An 18335-nucleotide genomic window follows, 5' to 3' on the forward strand; every position below is an offset into this window, starting at 1 on the left:
GGGGCGAACGGGTCGAATTTCGCTCTACCCTCTTCGATGTCCTTCTCCGCCTGGATAGAACTCATCGCCTCCGGCCTCATCACCGGAGGCATCTATGCGCTCGTGGCGCTGGGCCTGAACCTGCAGTACGGGCTGATGCGCATCCTCAACATCGCGCACGGCGAGTTCCTCATGGCGGGTGCCTTCATCACCTGGATGGTGCAGACCTCGTTCGGTCTTTCTCCGCTGTGGATGATTCCGGTGTCCTTCGCGCTGCTCATGGGTATTGGCGTGGCGGTGCACTGGTTGTGCTTTCGCCGCCTCACCGCCACCTCGCCGAACCTGGACGTGTTCGAGGCGCGTGGCCTCATGGTGGCCTTCGGCCTGATGTTCCTGGTGCAGAACGCCATCTCCTGGATCTGGGGCGGTGACCTGCGCGGCTACGACTTCCTCACCGAGCCGCTGGCCATTCCGCTGCCCGGCGGACAAGCGCAGTTCGCCATGAACAAGCTGCTGGTGTTCGCACTGGCCCTGCTGTTCGCGGGCGCGTTGATCGTGCTGCTGCGCACGACGCTGCTGGGCAAGGGTGTGCGCGCGCTGATGCAGTCCCCGGTCGGTGCGCAGCTCGTGGGCATCGACACCAAGCGCCTGCACCCGCTCATGTTCGGCATCGGGCTGGGGCTCTCCGGCGTGGCCGGCTGCCTGCTGTCCATGGCCTACACCATCAGCCCGTCCATGGGCGAGCCATACACCGTCACCGCCCTCATCGTCATCACGCTGGGCGGCTTCGGCAGCATGGGCGGTGCACTCGCGGGCGGCCTGTTGCTGGGCGTCATCGAGGCCGTCGGCATGCACTTCACCAACCCATCGCTCAAGGCCTTGCTGAGCTACGTCGTGTTCATCGGCGTGCTGCTGCTGCGTCCGGAGGGCCTGTTCTCCCGCAAGACCCGAAAAGCATGACCTCCCGGCAATTCCTCATCCGCGACCTGCTCGTGCTCTTCGGCCTCACCGGCTGGGCCGTGGCACTGCCCGGCTTCGCGAGCGATTTCGTCGTCTCCATGGCCCTGACCTGCCTCATGTACATCGCCCTCTCGTCGAGCTGGGCGCTGTTCTGCGGTACCACGCGCTACCTCTCGCTGGCCACCTCGGCCTTCTTCGGCATCGGCGCCTACACCAGCGCCATCGGCCTGGAAACGCTGAGCTGGCCGCTGGCCATCGCGGCGGGCGCGGGCATCGCGGCGGTGGTCGCCATCGTCATGGGCCTGGCCGTGCTGCACCTGCGCGGCACCTACTTCGCGGTGCTGACCTTCGGCATGACCGAGCTCATCCGCCACGCCATCAGCTATTTCGAGAAAAGCGTCACCGGCACCGTGGGCCGCGTGCTCATGGTGGTGCCTGAGCGCGACACCATCTACTTCACCGTGCTGCTGCTGGCGGTGCTGGCGGTATTTCTCTCCATCGGCATCCGCCGCACACGCTTTGGCCTGGCCATGCAAGGCATCGGCGCGGACGAGCAGCGTGCGCAGACCCTGGGTGTGAACACGCGGCTGGTCAAGACCGCCGGCTTCGCGCTCACCGCCGCCATCGCGGGTGCCGTTGGCGCGGCCATGAGCGTGCGCTGGACCTACATCGACCCGCACACCGTGTTCAACCCCTTCATCGGCTTCCAGACGGTGCTGATCGCGCTCATCGGCGGCGCCATGACACTCTGGGGTCCGCTGATCGCCGCCATTGTGTTCAGCGTGCTCGCCGAGACACTGCGCCTGCAGGTGCCTCAGGTCTACATGATGTCCCTGGGCCTGCTGCTCATCCTCTCCGTGCTCTACCTGCCGGGTGGATTGGCCTCGCTGCGCGCCGACACCTTCAAAGGCTGGTGGCGCGACGGCAAGGCCTGGTGGAAGGAGACCCGTGACGATCTGACGGGCGAGACCGAACGCCGCAAGCAGCGCGAGAAAAAGCAGCGGGAGGCGCGGCATGTGTACTGAGGCCAAACGCTCCCTGTGCGGGTACCGACCAACTCCGTTCGGATGGAGCTTGTCGCAGGCCGTTCACACCCGCATCGCAAGAGCCCTTCGACAGGCTCAGGGCGAACGGTGGTTGGGTACTCAGGGCGAACGGTGGTTGGGTGTTCAGAGCGAACGGTGGTTGGGTGCTCAGGTTGCACGCTGGTTGGGTGCTCAGGGTGCACGAATGGCTGGGAGGTGTTGACATGAGCAAACAGCCTCTTCTGCAAGCCCAGGACATCACCGTGCGCTTCGGCGGCCTTACCGCCGTCGACCACGTGAGCGCCACCTTCATGCCCGGCGAGTTGGTCGGCATCATCGGTCCCAACGGTGCGGGCAAGACGACGTTCTTCAACGCCATCTCCGGCGTTACCCGGCCCACGAGCGGGCAGCTCCAGGTACAGGGGCGCAGCCTGGCCGGCAAGGCGCCGCACCGATTTGCCGCGAATGGCTTGGCCCGCACATTCCAGACACCGCGCACCTTTGGCGACATGCGGGTGCGCGACAACATCGCCTTCGGTCTCAAGTTCGCGGGCCGGCGGCGGCGCGAGTACCTCTTCTGGGGCGATGAGATCGGCGTGCCCTGGGTGCTGCGCACGCCCGATAGCATCCTCGGCCTGATCGGCCTGGCGGACCAGGCCGACCTGCCGGCCGCCGCCATCACGCCCTCGCAGCAACGTCTGCTGGAGATCGGCATGGCGCTGGCCACGCGGCCGCGCCTGTTGCTGCTGGACGAGGTGGCCGCGGGCCTGACGGAGAACGAAGTGGAGGACATGGCCCGTCTCATCCGCCGGCTGCGCGACGAGCTGGACCTCACCGTGGTGTGGATCGAGCACGCCGTGACCACGCTGCTGCGCCATGTGGAACGCGTCATCGTTCTGCACCAGGGCCGCAAGATCGCCGACGACGCGCCGCGCGCCGTGGTGCGCAATCCCGAGGTGATCGAGGCCTACCTCGGCGACGAGATGAGCGAATCGGGTGTGGAGGTGTCCGCATGATGTGGTACCGACCGGAATCCTTCCGTCTGGGCGGCGCGAACCAGGCACACCTCAAGGTGGATGGCCTGAGCGCCGGCTACGGCGCCTTCCTGGTGCTGCGGGACCTCAAGCTCGAGGTCAAGCCCGGCCTGACCGTGGTGCTCGGCCCCAATGGCGCTGGCAAGACCACGTTGCTCAAGGCGCTCAACGGCCTCATTCCGCGCCAGGGCACGGTGCTGTTCGATGGCGAGGCCCTGCCCGAGAAGACGAACGAGATCGTGGAAGCCGGCGTGGCCCTGGTACCTGAAGGCCGGCAATTGTTCCCGCAGATGACGGTGGCCGAGAACCTGGAACTGGGCGGCTGGCTGGTGCCCAAGGCCGAACGCGCCCGCCGGCTGGAACAGGCGTTCTCCGATTTCCCCAAGCTGCGCGAGCGCGCCACCCAGCTGGCTGGCACCATGAGCGGTGGCGAGCAGCAGATGGTGGCGGTGGCCCGGGCCATGATGTGCGCACCGCGCCTGCTGATGCTCGACGAGCCTTCGCTGGGCCTGGCCCCGCGCATGGTGGACGAACTGCTGGGCATCGCGCGCCGCATCGCCGACGCCGGCACCACCGTGCTGATGGTGGAACAGAACGTGAAGAAGGCGCTGGCCGTGGCCGACCGGGGCTATGTGCTGGAGCGCGGCACGCTGGTCGCCAGCGGCCCGGCCCGTCTGCTGGCGCGCTCCACCGTCATCCGCGAGGCCTACCTGGGCGCAGACAAGGATCCCGCCACCGGCACCACCAACGCCGCCGATGCGGTGAACCGGCGAAAGGCGGTTGCCGCCACCTAGTGTGGTGTCCCGCAAATCACAGCCCATGACATTGCGCCTTGCCCTGGACACGAATGCATCGATGTCATGGGGCGTGGCTGTTTGCAGGACACCACACCAGCTCCGTTCGCCCTGAGCCTGTCGAAGGGCTCGCCCACCCCAGAGCGTGAAGGCTTCGACAGGCGCAGCAACCCGCACGAGAAACACACCGCAACGAAAGGAGAACCCCATGTCCGACATGTCCATGCTCATCAACGGCCTCAAGGTCACCGCCGAGAAAGGCGCCACCTTTGAGCGCCGCAACCCGCTCGACGGCAGCGTGGCCACGCGCGCGCCCGCCGCCAGCCCCGCCGACGCGGTGATGGCCGTCGAGGCCGCTGCCGAAGCCTTCAAGACCTGGAGCGAAACCGGGCCCGGCGAGCGCCGCGCGCTGCTGCTCAAGGCCGCCGACGCGCTGGAGGCCAAGACACCCCAGTTCATCGAAGCCGTGGCCACCGAGACCGGTGGCACCGCGATGTGGGCCGGCTTCAACTGCTTTCTCGCCGCCGGCATGATCCGCGAAGCGGCCGCGCTGACTACCCAGATCTCGGGTGAGGTCATTCCTTCGGACATCCCCGGTTCGCTTGCCATGGGGGTGCGCCAACCCGCGGGCGTGGTGCTGGGCATCGCACCCTGGAACGCTCCCATCATCCTCGGCGTGCGCGCCATCTGCGTGCCGCTGGCCTGTGGCAACACCGTGGTGTTCAAGGGCAGCGAGAACTGCCCGCGCACGCACCAGCTCATCGTCGAGTCCTTCCAGGACGCCGGCTTTCCCGCCGGCGTGGTGAACTACATCACCAACGCCCCGGCCGACGCCGGCGCGGTGGTGGAGGCCGTGGTGGCCCATCCGGCGGTGCGGCGCGTCAACTTCACCGGCTCCACCAAGGTCGGCAAGATCATCGCCATGACCTGCGCCAAGTACCTCAAGCCCGTGGTGCTGGAACTCGGCGGCAAGGCGCCCATGGTCATCCTCGACGACGCCGACATCGACGACGCCGTCAACGGCGCGGCCTTCGGCTGCTTTGCCAACAGTGGCCAGATCTGCATGAGCACCGAACGCCTGATCGTCGACAGCAAGGTGGCCGACGAGTTCGTGAAGAAGTTTGGCGACAAGGCCCGCAACCTGCCCGTGGGCGACCCGCGCAAGCCCGAGCCCGTGGTGCTGGGCTCGGTGATTGGCATGAACACGGTGAACTTCTGCAACGAACTCATCGACGACGCGCTGGCCAAGGGCGCCAAACTGGTGTGCGGCGGCAAGAGCACCGACACCCTCATGCCCGCCACCGTGCTGGACCATGTCACGCCCGAGATGCGCATCTACCGCGAGGAAACCTTCGGCCCGGTCAAGTGCATCGTGCGCGTGAAGAACACCGAAGAGGCCATTGCCTGCGCCAACGACAACGAGTACGGCCTGAGCTCGTCCGTCTTCGGCAAGGACATTGCGCGCGCCTACAACGTGGCCCGCAGGATCGACAGCGGCATCTGCCACGTCAACGGCCCCACGGTGCACGACGAGGCGCAGATGCCCTTCGGTGGCGTGAAAGGTTCCGGCATCGGCCGTTTCGGCGGGCGCGCCGGCATCCACGAGTTCACCGAGCTGCGCTGGATCACGGTGCAGACCACCCCGCGCCACTACCCGTTCTGATCCCGGCGAACCTGCTACCGTGTGGTCATTCGCCAACGACTTGCCGGATGACCACCATGCAACCCCTGTACTTCGCGCTGGCGGCGCTGATCGCCGCATCTGCCACCACCGCCCGGGCCGAGGAAATCGGCTCGGTCGACACTGTCTTCAAGTTCATAGGGCCCGACCACAAGATCGTGGTTGAGGCCTATGACGACCCTGGCGTGCAAGGCGTCACCTGTTACGTCTCGCGGGCGAAGACCGGTGGCCTCAAAGGCGCCTTCGGCCTGGCCGAGGACAAATCGGAGGCGTCCATCGCCTGCCGGCAGGTCGGCCCCATCGCCATTGCCAAGCCGATCAGGGCGCAGGAGGAAATCTTCAGCGAGCGCACCAGCCTGATCTTCAAGCGTCTGCGCATCGTGCGCATGGTCGACCCCGCGCGCCATTCGCTGGTGTATCTCACCTACTCCGACCGCGTGATCGAAGGCTCCCCGCAGAACTCGGTGGCGGTGGTGTCGGTGGACCGGGCCACCGCGATCCCGCTGCGCTGAGCGGGCCAGGCCCGGGGCTGCTCAGCCTACAGCGGACCGTTGGCGCTGTTGTGGAAGCCGGGTGGCAGCGCCGCGCCGGGGGGCGTTGGCGGGCGCGATGGTTTGCGCCGCAGGGTGCGCGCCATCACCAGCGCCCGCGTCCACTTGAAGCGACCCAGCAGATGCGATGCGGCCAACGACAGCACGAAAACGATGACCACGAAGCCGATGTCCCACACCTCGTGGCCACCGTAGCGGCGCTCCAGCGGCCACAAGGCCTCGACGAAAACGTAGTGCGAGCAGTAGATGCCCAGCACCAGAGGGCCCAGCGCGGCCACGCGGGGGAGCCGCAGGGATGGCGGGTTGGATAGCGCGATCAGGGCCACGCCCAGGCCGGTCAGCACGGTGCTGAAGACGTACTCTTGTACCCAGGATGCACCCCAGTGGTCGGCCAGGTAGTTGAGTTCGGTGAAGTGCAGCGCAAAGCCCGCCAGGGTCAGTGCCGAGCCGGCGTAGAACCAGGCTCGGGTGGGGGTGTATTTCTGCAGGTGGTAGCCCAGGACGAAGGGCAGCAGGCCGAAGAACGGGCCGTCGCGCGTTTGGAGATCCGACATGAAGCCGATGCTGGTCTCGCTGTAAGCGCCACCGGCCACGCCGATGAAGTAGAGCACCACCGCCAGTGCCAGCAAGGTGCGCTCCATATGCAGAGACACCAGGGCACAGGAGATCAGCAAGGCGCAGACCATGGCCATCAGGAACCACAGGTGGCCCATGGTGCCTTCGGCCAGCGTGCGGATGGGATGGTCCAGCGCGAACATCACGTTCCAGTAGAACTTCTTCAGCGGGCCGGCCGCGCCGTACTGCAGCGAGTCGATCAGGTTGACCGGCAGCAGGTAGATCAGCGACCACAGCACGAACAGCAGCAGGAAGCCCTTGACCATGGGGGCCGAGACCTTCCACGCGTTGCCGGTCTGCCGCACCTTGGCACCCCAGAAGTAGCCCGCGAGCACGAAGAAGAAGGGGATGATGAAGCGCAGCGCCTGGTTCAGGATGGTGGCCCCATCCAGGTCCTTGCCCAGGCTCAGCGGCGGGTCTTCAAAGGGCGAGGTGTGCCCCATGATCATGAAGAAGATGACGATCACGCGCAGCGCGTCGACAGCGATGATGCGGTCTCCACCGGATTCTTTCTGGTTGGGCATGCTGGCTTTCTGGTGCAGGGCGGCATGTGCCGACCCGCTTGATGCTAGCAACCGGGGGGCGCCTTGACCCGTGTCCAAAGGCATGTTGAGGTGGGCCGTACGTCCGCGAAGACCGCGAAGTGCCACATATGTCACGAACCGACCGGTCGGATTTTTACGCCGGACGGCCCAGGGGCGGGCAACCCGGGCCCAGCGCGAAAGCGCTGCCGGTGCGAAAATCGGCACCATGAACGCCACGAACACCACCGAACTCATGAACACCTTGGGGCTGCAGGCCAAGGCCGCCTCGGCGCTCATGGCCAAGGCCAGCGCGGCCGATAAGGGCCGTGCGCTGCGCCGCCTGGCCGCACTGCTGCGCGAGAGCGGTGAGCCGCTGGCGGTGCAGAACGCCAAGGACCTGGAGCGTGCCCGTGCCAACGGCCTGTCCGATCCCATGGTGGACCGGCTCAAGCTCACACCCAAGGTCATCGAGACCTGTGCCCAGGGCTGCGAGCAGCTCGCGGCCATGCCGGACATCATTGGCGAGATCTCCGGCATGAAGCAGATGCCCAGCGGTATCCGCGTGGGCCAGATGCGCGTGCCCATCGGCGTCTTCGGCATGATCTACGAGAGCCGCCCCAATGTGACCATCGAGGCGGCGTCGCTGGCGATCAAGAGCGGCAACGCGTGCATTCTGCGCGGTGGCTCCGAGGCGATCGACTCCAACCGTGCGCTGGCTTTGCTGGTGCAGCGCGCGCTCACCGAGGCCGGCCTGCCCGCCGACGCGGTGCAGCTCGTGCCCACCACCGACCGCGCGGCCGTGGGCCAGCTCATCGCCATGCCCCAGTACGTGGACGTCATCATCCCGCGCGGCGGCAAGGGCCTGATCGAGCGCATCAGCGCCGAGGCCAAGGTGCCCGTCATCAAGCACCTGGACGGCAACTGCCACACCTATGTGGACGACCCCTGCGACATCGCCATGGCGGTCACCGTGGCCGACAACGCCAAGACGCAGAAATACAGCCCCTGCAACGCCACCGAAAGCCTGCTGGTGGCGCGCGGCGTGGCGGCCGACTTCCTGCCCCGCATCGGCGCCGTCTACGCGGCCAAAGGTGTGGAGATGCGCGGCTGCGCGGCAAGCCTGGCGCTGCTGGCGGACGTGCCCGGCGCGAAGCTCGCGCCCGCCACCGAGCAGGACTGGTGCGAGGAGTACCTCGCGCCCGTGGTCAGCATCAAGCTGGTGGACGGTGTGGACGAGGCCATCGCCCACATCAACCGCTACGGCAGCCACCACACCGATGCCATCCTGACCACCAACCACGTGCACGCCCAGCGCTTCCTGCGTGAGGTGGACTCGGCCAGCGTGATGGTCAACACCAGCACGCGTTTCGCGGATGGTTTCGAATACGGACTGGGCGCCGAGATCGGCATCTCCACCGACAAGTTCCACGCGCGTGGGCCGGTGGGCGTGGAAGGGCTGACCTCGCTCAAGTACGTGGTGCTGGGCGAGGGCGAGGTGCGGGTCTGAGGCGCGCCTTCAGCCCGCGGCGTCGAAGCGCACGCCGGTCATGGCCTCGCTGAGCGACCACAGCCGCATGGCCCGGGTTGGGTCGCAAATCCAGGGACGCGCGCCGCGGGACGATTTTTCCTCGGCGGTGAGCGCCGCCGCGATGTCGCAGTCCTCGCAGTACACGCCGCCCATGCCTTCCAGGCTCGGGCTGGTGGCGCACCACACCGAGGTGGCCGCGCCCTGTTCCACGGTCTTGTAGCGCCCCAGCGCTTCCTTCGGGATCTGGCCGTCCGCATCGCGCAGGCCGGCGGCCTGCAGGTCCTTCACCGCGATGTGCTGCTGCAGCCCCGTCAGGATGGAGCCCGGGTGGACCGAGAAGGCGCGCACGCCATGTGCCTGAGCCTGCAGGTCCAGGCCCAGCGCGAACAGGGCATTGGCGGTTTTGGACTGGCCGTAGGCCTGCCACATGTCGTGGTCGCGGTGCTGGTAGTGAGGGTCGTCGAAATCAATGTCCGAGCGGTGGTGTGCCCGCGAGGAAAGCACGACCACGCGGGCCTGGCCCGCCTGCTTCAGCGCGGGCCACAGGCGCGCGGCGAGCTGGAAGTGCCCCAGGTGGTTGGTGGCGAACTGGCGCTCGAACCCCCGGGCATCGTGCGCCAGCGGCACCGCCATGATGCCCGCGTTGGCAATCAGCAGATCCAGCGTGCGGCCGGTGGCGGCAAAGACGTCGGCGAAGCGGTCGATGCTGTCCGGGTCGGCGAGGTCGAGCGCATGGGCCTCGGTGCGTGGCAGTCCGTCCAGCGCCTGGCGAGCCTTGTCGGCATCACGGGCCAGCACCACCACGGCCGCACCGGCATGCACCAGCGCGCGCGTGGTTTCCAGCCCGATGCCCGTATGGCCAGCGGTCACCACCGCCAGCTTGCCGCAGAGGTCCGTGTCTCCCACGGCCTCGCGGGCGGTGGTGGCGCGGCCCAGTCCGGACGGGATCGGGGCCTGGGGTGTGCGTGGCGGCATCTGGGGTCTCCTCGGCGGGTGCAGAATGGAAAATACGCATGTTATAGGTCCAACCAAACCCCTGCTGGCCGTGCAGCCTGCCCGTGACGTTCTTCCCTGTGCCAGGGCCACAGCCATCCCTGAAGGACACCCCACCGTGTGCCGCAGCATCAAGACACTTTTCAATTTCGATCCACCCGCCACCGAACTGGAGATCCGCGATGCCGCCCTGCAGTTCGTGCGCAAGCTCAGCGGCTTCAACGTCCCATCGCAGGCCAACGAGGCCGCCTTCGAGCGTGCGGTGGAGCAGGTGGCCGCGTCCGCGCGGGAACTCGTCGCTTCCCTGCGCACCCATGCCGCGCCACGCAACCGCGAGGTCGAGGCCGCCAGGGCCAAGGCGCGCGCCCTCGCCCGCTTTGCCGACGGGCGCCGGGGCTGACGCCATGTTCTCCCACATCTTCGTCGGTGTGAGCGACTTCGAGCGCACCATGGCTGTCTACGACCCGCTGATGGCGGTGCTCGGCATCCGGGCCCGCAACCGGCAGGCCCCATGCCGGGTCATGGCCTGATCGCGCTCCCCGTCAGCGCCGCCCCGGCCACTCGGTGCCGCCCTCTCCCTCGAACACGGCGCGCAACAATGAGCCCGCCTGGGAGGCCAGCGTGAGCAGGCCGCAGATGAGGACCGTGGGGCTGGCCTTGTCGGGCCGCATGCCGCCGTCCCACCAGTAGGCGAAACCACCGGCCAGGGTGAACAGGGTGCCCAGCAGCAGGAACACCACCATCAGCAGCACCCGCAGGCCCGTTCCCTCGGGACGCAGGAAGAGCACGCTGCCCCAGGCGGCGATCACGGTGAGCAAGGCGATGGTTTTCACGGTGCGGCACCCTCCTTCGGGACAGATTCTGGGGTAAACCGGCCATCGTGTGCCGGCTTGAAGAATCCGTCATTCGCCCCCATTACACTGGTTGTCTCTGCTGCTCCGAAGCCCTCTATGGTCCCGCACCTCGTCACCGCCCTGACCGGCCCCATCAACGAACTCGAACAGCGCATCCTCGAATCCACCCCGGTGATCGAGCGCTGGTTCCGGCTGGAATGGATGGAGCACACGCCGCCGTTCTATTCGTCTGTGGACGTGCGCAACGCCGGCTTCAAGCTGGCGCCGGTGGACACCAACCTCTACCCGGGCGGCTGGAACCACCTCACGCCGGAGATGCTGCCCCTGGCGGTGCAGGCCGCCATGGCCGCCATCGAGAAAATCTGCCCCGAGGCCAAGAACCTGTTGCTGGTGCCGGAGAACACCACCGACATCTTCTACCTCAGCAACCTCGCGCAACTGCGCCGTATCTTCTACATGGCCGGGCTCAACGTCCGCCTGGGTTCGCTTTCCAACGACATCAAGGTGCCCACCACCATCGAACTGCCCGACGGCGAGAAGGTGACGCTGGAGCCGCTGATCCGCAGCAAGCGCCGGCTGGGCCTGAAGAACTTCGACCCCTGCACCATCCTGCTCAACAACGACCTCAGCGCGGGCGTGCCCGGCATCCTGGAAGACCTGCACGAGCAGTACCTGCTGCCGCCGCTGCACGGCGGCTGGGGCACGCGGCGCAAGAGCCACCATTTCAAGGCCTACGAGGAAGTCGCCAAGCGCTTCGGCAAGCTGCTGGGCATGGACCCCTGGCTGATCAACCCCATGTTCAACCAATGCGGGCAGGTGGACTTCAGCGCCGCTGACGGCCTGGAATGCCTGCGCACCAACACCGATGCCCTGCTGGGCAAGATCCGCCGCAAGTACAAGGAATACGGCATCAACGAGAAGCCCTTTGTCGTGGTCAAGGCCGACAACGGAACGGGCGGCATGGGCATCCTCACGGTGCGCGATGCCAAAGACATCGACAACCTCTCGGCCAAGACCAAGGCGCGCATGGCGGTGGGCCATGCCGGGCAGGAGGTGCACGAGGTCATCATCCAGGAAGGCGTGCTGACCAACGAACGCATCAACAGCGCCGTGGCCGAGCCCGTGGTCTACATGATGGACCGCTACGTGGTGGGCGGCTTCTACCGCGTGCACGCCGACCGCGGCGTGGACGAGAACCTCAACGCCCCCGGGTCCAGCTACGTGCCGCTGGCGTTCGAACAGAGCGCGCAACTGCCGCAGCCCGGTGCCAAACCCGGCGCCAGCGTGCCCAACCGCTTCTACATGTACGGCGTGATCGGCCGCCTGGCCATGCTCGCCGCCAGCTACGAACTCGAAGCCACGGACCCCAACGCCGAAGTCTACGAATGAGTTGCACCGGCGCCACATCCAGCGGGAGTGACCCCGTCTAGAGGTCGGCGTCCACGGACAAGGCAGGGTCACGGGCGCAAAATCCCGGGTTCCCACGACAACGGAACCCCGGCCGTCAGGCCGGGGTTGTTTTGTGTCTGCCTCCAGATCGTCCCTCGCAGCGCTCACCCTGGGCGCCATCGGCGTGGTGTACGGCGACATCGGCACCAGCGTGCTGTACGCCGTCAAGGAAATATTCGGGTCCGGCCACGTCCCGTTCACCCATGCCAACGTCTACGGCATCCTGTCCATCCTGTTCTGGACACTGACCGTCATCGTCTCCCTCAAGTACGTCGCCCTCGTGCTGCGGGCCGACAACAACGGCGAAGGCGGGCTCATCGCCATGCTGGCGCTGGCCTCCACGGCCGTGAAAGACCGGCCCGCGCTGCGCAGCACCCTGCTCACCGTCGGCATCTTCGGCACCTCGCTGTTCTATGGCGACGGCGTCATCACCCCGGCCATATCGGTGCTGTCCGCGGTCGAAGGCCTGGAGGTGGTCTCGCCCCACTTCCGCCACTATGTGGTGCCCATTACCCTGCTGGTGCTGTTCATCCTCTTTGTTGTGCAGAAGCGCGGTACCAGTGGCATCGGCCGCTTCTTCGGGCCCGTCACGCTCACCTGGTTCCTCACCATCGCGGCCCTGGGCGTGGTGCAGATCCTGGACCACCCGGAGATCCTGGGCGCGCTCAGCCCGCTGCACGCGCTGCGCTTCTTGTGGGAACACCCCGGCACCAGCTTCATCATCCTGGGCGCCGTCGTGCTGTGCGTCACCGGTGCCGAAGCGCTCTACGCCGACCTGGGCCACTTCGGCAAGCGGCCCATCCGGCTGGCCTGGTTCCTGGTCGTCATGCCCTGCCTCACGCTGAACTATTTTGGCCAGGGCGCGCTGCTGCTGGCCGACCCCGAAGCGGTGAAGAACCCCTTCTTCAACATGGCGCCGTCGTGGCTGCTGCTGCCGCTGGTGGGCTTGGCCACACTGGCCACCGTGATCGCCTCGCAGGCCCTCATCACAGGCGCCTTCAGCGTGACCAAGCAAGCCATCCAGCTCGGCTACCTGCCGCGCCTGAAAGTGCTGCACACCAGCGTGCGCCACACCGGCCAGATCTACATGCCCTTCGTCAACTGGGGCCTGTTCACCGCCATCGTGCTCGCGGTCGTCATGTTCCGCTCCTCGTCCAACCTCGCGGCCGCCTACGGCATTGCGGTCACGCTGGACATGCTCATCACCACCGTGCTCACCTTCTACGTGATCCGCTACGCGTGGAAGTACCCGCTCTGGGTGTGCCTGGCCGCCACCGGTTTCTTCTTCCTGGTGGACCTCGCCTTCTTCAGCTCCAACCTGCTCAAGCTCTTTGCCGGTGGCTGGTTTCCGCTGCTCATCGGCGGCGCGGTGTTCACGCTGATGATGACCTGGAAGCGCGGGCGCGAACTGATGCTGGAGAAGCAGCACGCCGAGTCCATCGAGCTCGGCAGCTTCCTGGACGCGGTGTTCATCGCACCGCCCGCGCGCGTGGAAGGCACGGCCGTTTTCCTCACCGCCGACGCCGGCACCGTACCCGCCGCGCTGCTGCACAACCTCAAGCACAACAAGGTGCTGCATGAACAGAACCTGTTCGTCACCGTGCGCGCCCACGAGGTGCCCTGGATCGGACTGGAGAAACGCCTGCAGATAGAACCCCTGGGCCACGACTGCTGGCAGGTCATCGTCCACTACGGCTTCAAGAACGACCTGGACCTGCCCGAGGCCCTGGAGGCCTTGCGCGGGCGCGGTTGCGAAGTCGGCCCCATGACCACCAGCTACTTCCTCTCTCGCGACGTCGTCGTGCCCACCCTGGGCAGCGGCATGATGCCCTGGCGCGAAAAGCTCTTTGCCCAGATGCACCACAACGCCAGCGCGGCGGCGGAATTCCTGAACCTGCCGAGCAACGCGGTGATCGAGTTGGGGTCCAAGGTGGAGATCTGAGGGCTTGCGCAGATGCTGGCAAGGGCTTCGACAGGCTCAGCCCGAACGGAGTGGATTCAGCCCGGACAGGGTGGGCTCAGCTCGAACGGGGTAGGTTTAGCCCGAGCGGGGTAGGTTGGTCCGAGCGGGTTAGGTCAGAGCCCCACTTCCTCCGTTCGCCCTGAGCTTGTCGAAGGGCTGGCCCGGGTGCTGGCATGGGCTTCGACAGGCTCAGCCCGACCGGGGTAGGCTCAGCCCGCCCGGGCGCGCGGGCACAATCGCCCGATGTCTTTCTTTCGTGACGTCAATCTCTCCGCCGCCACCGCCGGTTTCGTCGCGGTGCTGGTGGGATTCACCAGTTCGGTGGCCATTGTGTTCCAGGCGGCACAGGCCTTTGGTGCCACGCCGGCGCAGATCACCTCGTGGATGTGGGCGTTGGGCCTGGGCATGGGGCTGTGTTCGGCGGTGCCTTCGCTGATCCTGCGCCAGCCGGTCATGGTGGCCTGGAGCACGCCCGGTGCCGCGGTGCTGGCCACCGCGGGCCTGGCGGGGGGCTTCACCATGGCCGATGCCGTGGGCGCTTTCATGGTCAGTGCCGCGCTGATCGTGCTGGTGGGTGCCACCGGCTGGTTCGAGCGCGTGATGAACCGCATCCCCGTGGCCATCGCTTCGGCCTTGCTGGCCGGTGTGCTCGCGCGTTTTGGCCTGCAGGCCTTCGACGCCGCGCGCACCGCGCTGCCGCTGGTGGTGCTGATGCTGTTGGCTTACCTGCTGGGCCGGCGCCTGCTGCCGCGCTACGCGGTGCCCCTCACCCTGGCCGTAGGCGTGGCCTGGGTGGTGGCGCAGGGCCAGTTCCGGGGGGAGGCCGTGGTGTTCGAACTCGCCATGCCCGTGTTCACCGCACCCCGTTTCAGCCTGGCTGCCCTGACCAGCCTCGCGTTGCCGCTGTTCGTGGTGACCATGGCCTCGCAGAACCTGCCGGGTGTGGCCGCCATCCGCGCGGCGGGTTACGACATGCCGATCTCGCGCATCCTCACCCTGACCGGCGCCGCCACGCTGGTGCTGGCGCCCTTTGGTGCCTTCGCGCTCAACCTCTCGGCGATCACCGCCGCCATCTGCATGGGCCCCGAGGCGCACGCCGATCGCAACAAGCGCTACACCGCCGCGGTGGTCTGCGGCGCGCTCTATGTGCTGGTCGGCCTGTTCGGCGCGGCCATCACCGGCCTACTGATCGCCTTCCCGCGCGAACTGGTGCTGGCCATCGCCGGCATTGCCCTGCTGGGCAGCATCGGCGGCGGGCTGCATGCCGCGCTCAAGGACGATGCGCACCGCGAAGCCGCGCTCATCACGTTCCTCGTCACGCTCAGCGGCGTGGTGATAGCCGGCATCGGCTCGGCCTTTTGGGGGGTGGTGGCCGGCGCGTTGGCGCTGTTTGTGCAACAGTACGGGCTCAAAAACCGCCGCCCCGTGAAGTGAACCGAAGCATCCCATGACCCAGAAGATCCTCATCGTTGCCGACCCGCTGGAGTCCTTCAAGATCTACAAGGACACCACCTTCGCCATGATGCGCGAGCTCCAGCGGCGCGGCTACGCGCTGGCCACCTGCGAGCCCGAGCAGATGCAATGGCACAGCGGCCAGCCGGTGACCGCGCTGGCGCGCCACGTCACCCTCACTGGCGATGCGCACGCCTGGTTCAAGACCACCGCCGAAGTGCGCGACCCGCTGCACAGCTTCGACGCCGTGCTCATGCGCAAAGACCCTCCCTTCGACAGCGAGTTCTTCTACGCCACTCACCTGCTGGAGCAGGCCGAGCGCGAAGGCGCGCGCGTCTTCAACCACCCGCGCGCGCTGCGCGACCACCCGGAAAAGCTCGCGCTCATGGAGTTCGCCCGCTTCGCGCCGCCCACGCTGGTCACGCGGCTGCCAGCGGCCATCCGGGCCTTCCATGCGGAGCACAAGGACATCATCCTCAAGCCCCTGGACGGCATGGGGGGCATGGGGATCTTCCGTGTCGGTCCCGATGGCATGAACCTGGGCTCCATCATCGAAACCCTCAACCAGGGCGGCAGCACCAGCGTGATGGTGCAGCGCTACCTGCCCCAGATCGTGGAGGGCGACAAGCGCCTGCTCATCATCGGGGGGGAGGCCGCGCCGTTCTGCCTGGCGCGCATTCCCCAGGGCAGCGAGATCCGCGGCAACCTCGCCGCGGGCGGCAAAGGCGTGGCCAAGCCCCTGTCCGAGAGCGACTGGGCCATTGCCCGCGCCATCGGCCCGCAGCTCGCCGCGCGCGGCCTGCTGCTGGTGGGGCTGGACGTCATCGGCGACAAGGTCACGGAGATCAACGTCACCAGCCCGACCTGCTTCCAGGAGATCCAGCAGCAGACCGGCTTCGACGTGCCCGCCATGTTCGTCGACGCGTTGGAGAAAGCGCTGGGCTGACCGCGCGTCAGCGGATGCGGCTGGCCAGTTGAGCGCCCAGCCCCACCAGCGCAACGCCCGCCAGCCGCGTGGCTGCCACCCGGGCGCCGGGAAAGGCCTTCAGCCGCTGCGCCACCCAGTTTCCGGCCAGCACCAGAGCGGTCTGGTACGCCAGGCTCAGCACGGTGACGTGCAGCATCATCACCGGCAGCGTGGCCGGCGAGGCGTCCGCCCGGAGGAACAGCGGGAAGAACGCCACGAAGAACAGCATCACCTTGGGGTTGGTGAGGCTCACCAGGAAAGCGCGCCGGAAGTACCGCCACCGCGAACGAGGGCGTGCCGGGTCCGCTGCGCCCGCAGTCCCCGGGCGGCTCAGCAGCAGTTGAACGCCCAGCCACGCAAGGTACGCCGCGCCGAACCACTGCAGGGCCTGGAAGACCTCCGCATGCGCCTGCATGAGCGCGGCCAGCCCCGCCACCGCAGCCACCATGAACAGCCCGTCCCCTGCCAGCGTGCCCAGCACGGCGGCCATGCCTGCGCGCCGACCGTCACGCGCCGTTGCTTCCAGAATGGCCAGCGTGCCCGCACCGGGGACCGCCTGAAAAACGAGGATGGCGGCAATGAAGCTGCCGTAGTGCTGGATATCGGTCATGCGGTGAAGTGGTGGTGGACAGGGGTCGGTGGTATCCGGGAACGGATCGCCTGATCATCCGCTGCGGCTACCGCGCGGTACAGTGCATTCTTCCGGTGAATCCGGCCAATGGCCTCTGATGTTTCGGTGAATTCCAGGAATGGCAAGAACACAGCCTGTTGAACTCGACGCCGCCGCCTGGCGGCTCCTGCGTGCCTTGCAGGACGACGCGCGCGCACCCTTGAAGTCGCTGGCGCAGGCCACGGGCCTGTCCGTCGCCGCCACGGCGGAGCGCATCAAGCGCCTGCAGGACGCCGGTATCGCGCAGCGGTTCGTGGTCGAACTGGACGCGTCCAGGTCGGGCTACCACGTCAAGGCCATTGTCGGCATCACCGCCACGCAGCCTGGCAAGAAGCCCCTGCTGGAGCGCCTGCGCCAGGCGCCCGAAGTGCTGGAGTGCCATCACGTCGCCGGGGCCGACTCCTACCTCATGACTGTGGTGGCCACGGACCTGCAGCACCTGGAACGCTTCATTGGCACCATCAACGGGTACGGCGAAACCCGCACCTCCATCGTCTTCTCCACCCCCATCGAACGGCGAGGCCTCGTGCCCCCCGGGACCGCCAGGCGGCCATGAAGCCCCGTCCGGCGCCTCCTCCCGCGACGGAAACATCTGCAAACACCATTCCCGCGGCGATGCGTGCAGACTGGGCGCCGTCCTGTCCTGTCCTGGCGGCGCCGCCCGCCCGCCCTACCCGGTGACCTTCATGAAACTTCTCCCCCTCGTCCTGTCCCTGAGCGCCACGGCGCTGCTGGCGCCCCTGGCCCCCGCCACCGCGCAGACCACCACCGCACCCAAGCCGGCCGCCAAACCCGCCTCCGCCAAACCCCCGCTGGCCCGCTCCGCCGTCAAGGCGGTGGAAGAAAGAACCCCCATCGATGAAGACAGCGACGTCGCCCTTACCGAGGCCGACCTCGCCGTCGCCGAACGCGTGCACGTTGGCCAGATTGCCTGCGAGCTGGGTGCCGCCGTGCAGATCACGCCGGCCAAGAAGCAGGGCTTCTTCATCGTGCAGGTGCAGAACGCGCGCAACCAGCGCTACTTCATGCACCCGGTGGCCAGCCGCACCGGCGCCATCCGACTGGAAGACCCCAAGCGCGGCGCGCTCTGGCTGCAACTGGGCAACAAGTCCATGCTCATGAGCCAGAAGCTCGGCCTGCGGCTGGCCGACGAATGCATGAGCCCCGAACAGCAGACCGTGGCCAGCGAGATGAAGCGCAACCCGCCGCGCAGCCTGCTCGAACCCCTGGACCCACCGGCCGGCACGCCGGGCACCCCGCCCACGATGCCGCTGGCCACCTCCAAGTGAGCCGCTG

19 protein-coding genes are annotated in these 18335 nt (G+C 67.3%); 15 read left to right on the forward strand and 4 right to left on the reverse strand.

Annotation, left to right across the window (positions count from 1 at the left end; all coding sequences use genetic code 11):
• The first annotated feature begins 36 nt into the window (after positions 1 to 36).
• The 6 genes from KIT53_RS17220 (at position 37) to KIT53_RS17245 (ending at position 5985) form a co-directional block, all read left to right on the forward strand.
• Positions 37 to 939 carry a branched-chain amino acid ABC transporter permease gene (locus KIT53_RS17220; RefSeq protein WP_297755144.1) on the forward strand — a complete coding sequence of 301 codons (903 nt, stop codon included), beginning with the start codon at positions 37 to 39 and terminating at the stop codon, positions 937 to 939.
• Positions 936 to 1964 (forward strand): branched-chain amino acid ABC transporter permease, encoded by a 1029-nt coding sequence (locus tag KIT53_RS17225; RefSeq protein WP_297755147.1) that lies wholly within the window; start codon positions 936 to 938, stop codon positions 1962 to 1964. Before KIT53_RS17220 ends, KIT53_RS17225 begins: the two co-directional genes overlap by 4 nt.
• 224 nt (positions 1965 to 2188) lie before the next feature.
• Entirely contained in the window at positions 2189 to 2980 is a 792-nt protein-coding gene (locus KIT53_RS17230; protein ID WP_297755150.1) for an ABC transporter ATP-binding protein, read from the forward strand.
• On the forward strand, positions 2977 to 3792 hold the full coding sequence (locus KIT53_RS17235; RefSeq protein WP_297755152.1) for an ABC transporter ATP-binding protein: 816 nt from the start codon (positions 2977 to 2979) through the stop codon (positions 3790 to 3792). Before KIT53_RS17230 ends, KIT53_RS17235 begins: the two co-directional genes overlap by 4 nt.
• 208 nt (positions 3793 to 4000) lie before the next feature.
• Positions 4001 to 5455, forward strand: coding sequence for an aldehyde dehydrogenase (locus KIT53_RS17240; RefSeq protein ID WP_297755153.1), 1455 nt, complete (start codon positions 4001 to 4003; stop codon positions 5453 to 5455).
• A gap of 56 nt (positions 5456 to 5511) precedes the next feature.
• Positions 5512 to 5985 carry a CreA family protein gene (locus KIT53_RS17245; RefSeq protein ID WP_297755232.1) on the forward strand — a complete coding sequence of 158 codons (474 nt, stop codon included), beginning with the start codon at positions 5512 to 5514 and terminating at the stop codon, positions 5983 to 5985.
• 26 nt (positions 5986 to 6011) lie between these two features.
• On the opposite strand, the gene KIT53_RS17250 is transcribed toward KIT53_RS17245, so the two are convergent.
• The gene (locus KIT53_RS17250) at positions 6012 to 7163 is read right to left on the reverse strand and encodes an acyltransferase (RefSeq protein ID WP_297755156.1); all 1152 of its coding nucleotides are present in this window, start codon (positions 7161 to 7163) and stop codon (positions 6012 to 6014) included.
• A gap of 82 nt (positions 7164 to 7245) precedes the next feature.
• On the opposite strand from KIT53_RS17250, the gene KIT53_RS17255 reads away from it, so the two are divergent.
• On the forward strand, positions 7246 to 8670 hold the full coding sequence (locus KIT53_RS17255; RefSeq protein WP_297755158.1) for a glutamate-5-semialdehyde dehydrogenase: 1425 nt from the start codon (positions 7246 to 7248) through the stop codon (positions 8668 to 8670).
• A 9-nt stretch (positions 8671 to 8679) separates the two neighbouring features.
• On the opposite strand, the gene KIT53_RS17260 is transcribed toward KIT53_RS17255, so the two are convergent.
• Positions 8680 to 9666, reverse strand: a complete 987-nt coding sequence (locus tag KIT53_RS17260) for an oxidoreductase (protein WP_297755161.1) — start codon at positions 9664 to 9666, stop codon at positions 8680 to 8682.
• 136 nt (positions 9667 to 9802) lie between these two features.
• On the opposite strand from KIT53_RS17260, the gene KIT53_RS17265 reads away from it, so the two are divergent.
• Both KIT53_RS17265 and KIT53_RS17270 read left to right on the forward strand, forming a co-directional pair.
• Positions 9803 to 10084 (forward strand): DUF2277 domain-containing protein, encoded by a 282-nt coding sequence (locus KIT53_RS17265; RefSeq protein ID WP_297755164.1) that lies wholly within the window; start codon positions 9803 to 9805, stop codon positions 10082 to 10084.
• A 4-nt stretch (positions 10085 to 10088) separates the two neighbouring features.
• The gene (locus KIT53_RS17270) at positions 10089 to 10214 is read left to right on the forward strand and encodes a hypothetical protein (RefSeq protein ID WP_297755167.1); all 126 of its coding nucleotides are present in this window, start codon (positions 10089 to 10091) and stop codon (positions 10212 to 10214) included.
• A gap of 12 nt (positions 10215 to 10226) precedes the next feature.
• Here KIT53_RS17270 and KIT53_RS17275 read toward each other — a convergent pair whose 3' ends face one another.
• Positions 10227 to 10517, reverse strand: a complete 291-nt coding sequence (locus KIT53_RS17275) for a hypothetical protein (protein WP_297755170.1) — start codon at positions 10515 to 10517, stop codon at positions 10227 to 10229.
• 117 nt (positions 10518 to 10634) lie between these two features.
• Here KIT53_RS17275 and gshA point away from each other — a divergent pair, with 117 nt between their 5' ends.
• The 4 genes from gshA to gshB all read left to right on the forward strand — a co-directional run bounded on the left by gshA (position 10635) and on the right by gshB (position 16348).
• Positions 10635 to 11927, forward strand: a complete 1293-nt coding sequence (gene gshA / locus KIT53_RS17280; RefSeq protein ID WP_297755173.1) for a glutamate--cysteine ligase — start codon at positions 10635 to 10637, stop codon at positions 11925 to 11927.
• Between the two features lie 133 nt (positions 11928 to 12060).
• Positions 12061 to 13929, forward strand: a complete 1869-nt coding sequence (locus KIT53_RS17285; RefSeq protein WP_297755176.1) for a potassium transporter Kup — start codon at positions 12061 to 12063, stop codon at positions 13927 to 13929.
• 264 nt (positions 13930 to 14193) lie between these two features.
• Positions 14194 to 15384, forward strand: coding sequence for a benzoate/H(+) symporter BenE family transporter (locus KIT53_RS17290; RefSeq protein ID WP_297755179.1), 1191 nt, complete (start codon positions 14194 to 14196; stop codon positions 15382 to 15384).
• A gap of 13 nt (positions 15385 to 15397) precedes the next feature.
• Positions 15398 to 16348 (forward strand): glutathione synthase, encoded by a 951-nt coding sequence (gene gshB / locus KIT53_RS17295; protein ID WP_297755182.1) that lies wholly within the window; start codon positions 15398 to 15400, stop codon positions 16346 to 16348.
• Between the two features lie 7 nt (positions 16349 to 16355).
• Here the strand turns inward: gshB and KIT53_RS17300 are convergent, their stop codons facing one another.
• Positions 16356 to 16979: a LysE family translocator gene (locus KIT53_RS17300; RefSeq protein WP_297755185.1), complete on the reverse strand. Its 624-nt coding sequence runs from the start codon at positions 16977 to 16979 to the stop codon at positions 16356 to 16358.
• A 139-nt stretch (positions 16980 to 17118) separates the two neighbouring features.
• Between KIT53_RS17300 and KIT53_RS17305 the strand changes: the two genes are divergently transcribed.
• Entirely contained in the window at positions 17119 to 17595 is a 477-nt protein-coding gene (locus tag KIT53_RS17305) for an Lrp/AsnC family transcriptional regulator (RefSeq protein WP_297755188.1), read from the forward strand.
• A gap of 130 nt (positions 17596 to 17725) precedes the next feature.
• Positions 17726 to 18328 carry a hypothetical protein gene (locus KIT53_RS17310; RefSeq protein WP_297755191.1) on the forward strand — a complete coding sequence of 201 codons (603 nt, stop codon included), beginning with the start codon at positions 17726 to 17728 and terminating at the stop codon, positions 18326 to 18328.
• The last annotated feature ends 7 nt before the right edge of the window (positions 18329 to 18335 follow it).

Source organism: Hydrogenophaga sp., from assembly GCF_026125785.1.
Lineage (GTDB): Bacteria > Pseudomonadota > Gammaproteobacteria > Burkholderiales > Burkholderiaceae_C > Hydrogenophaga.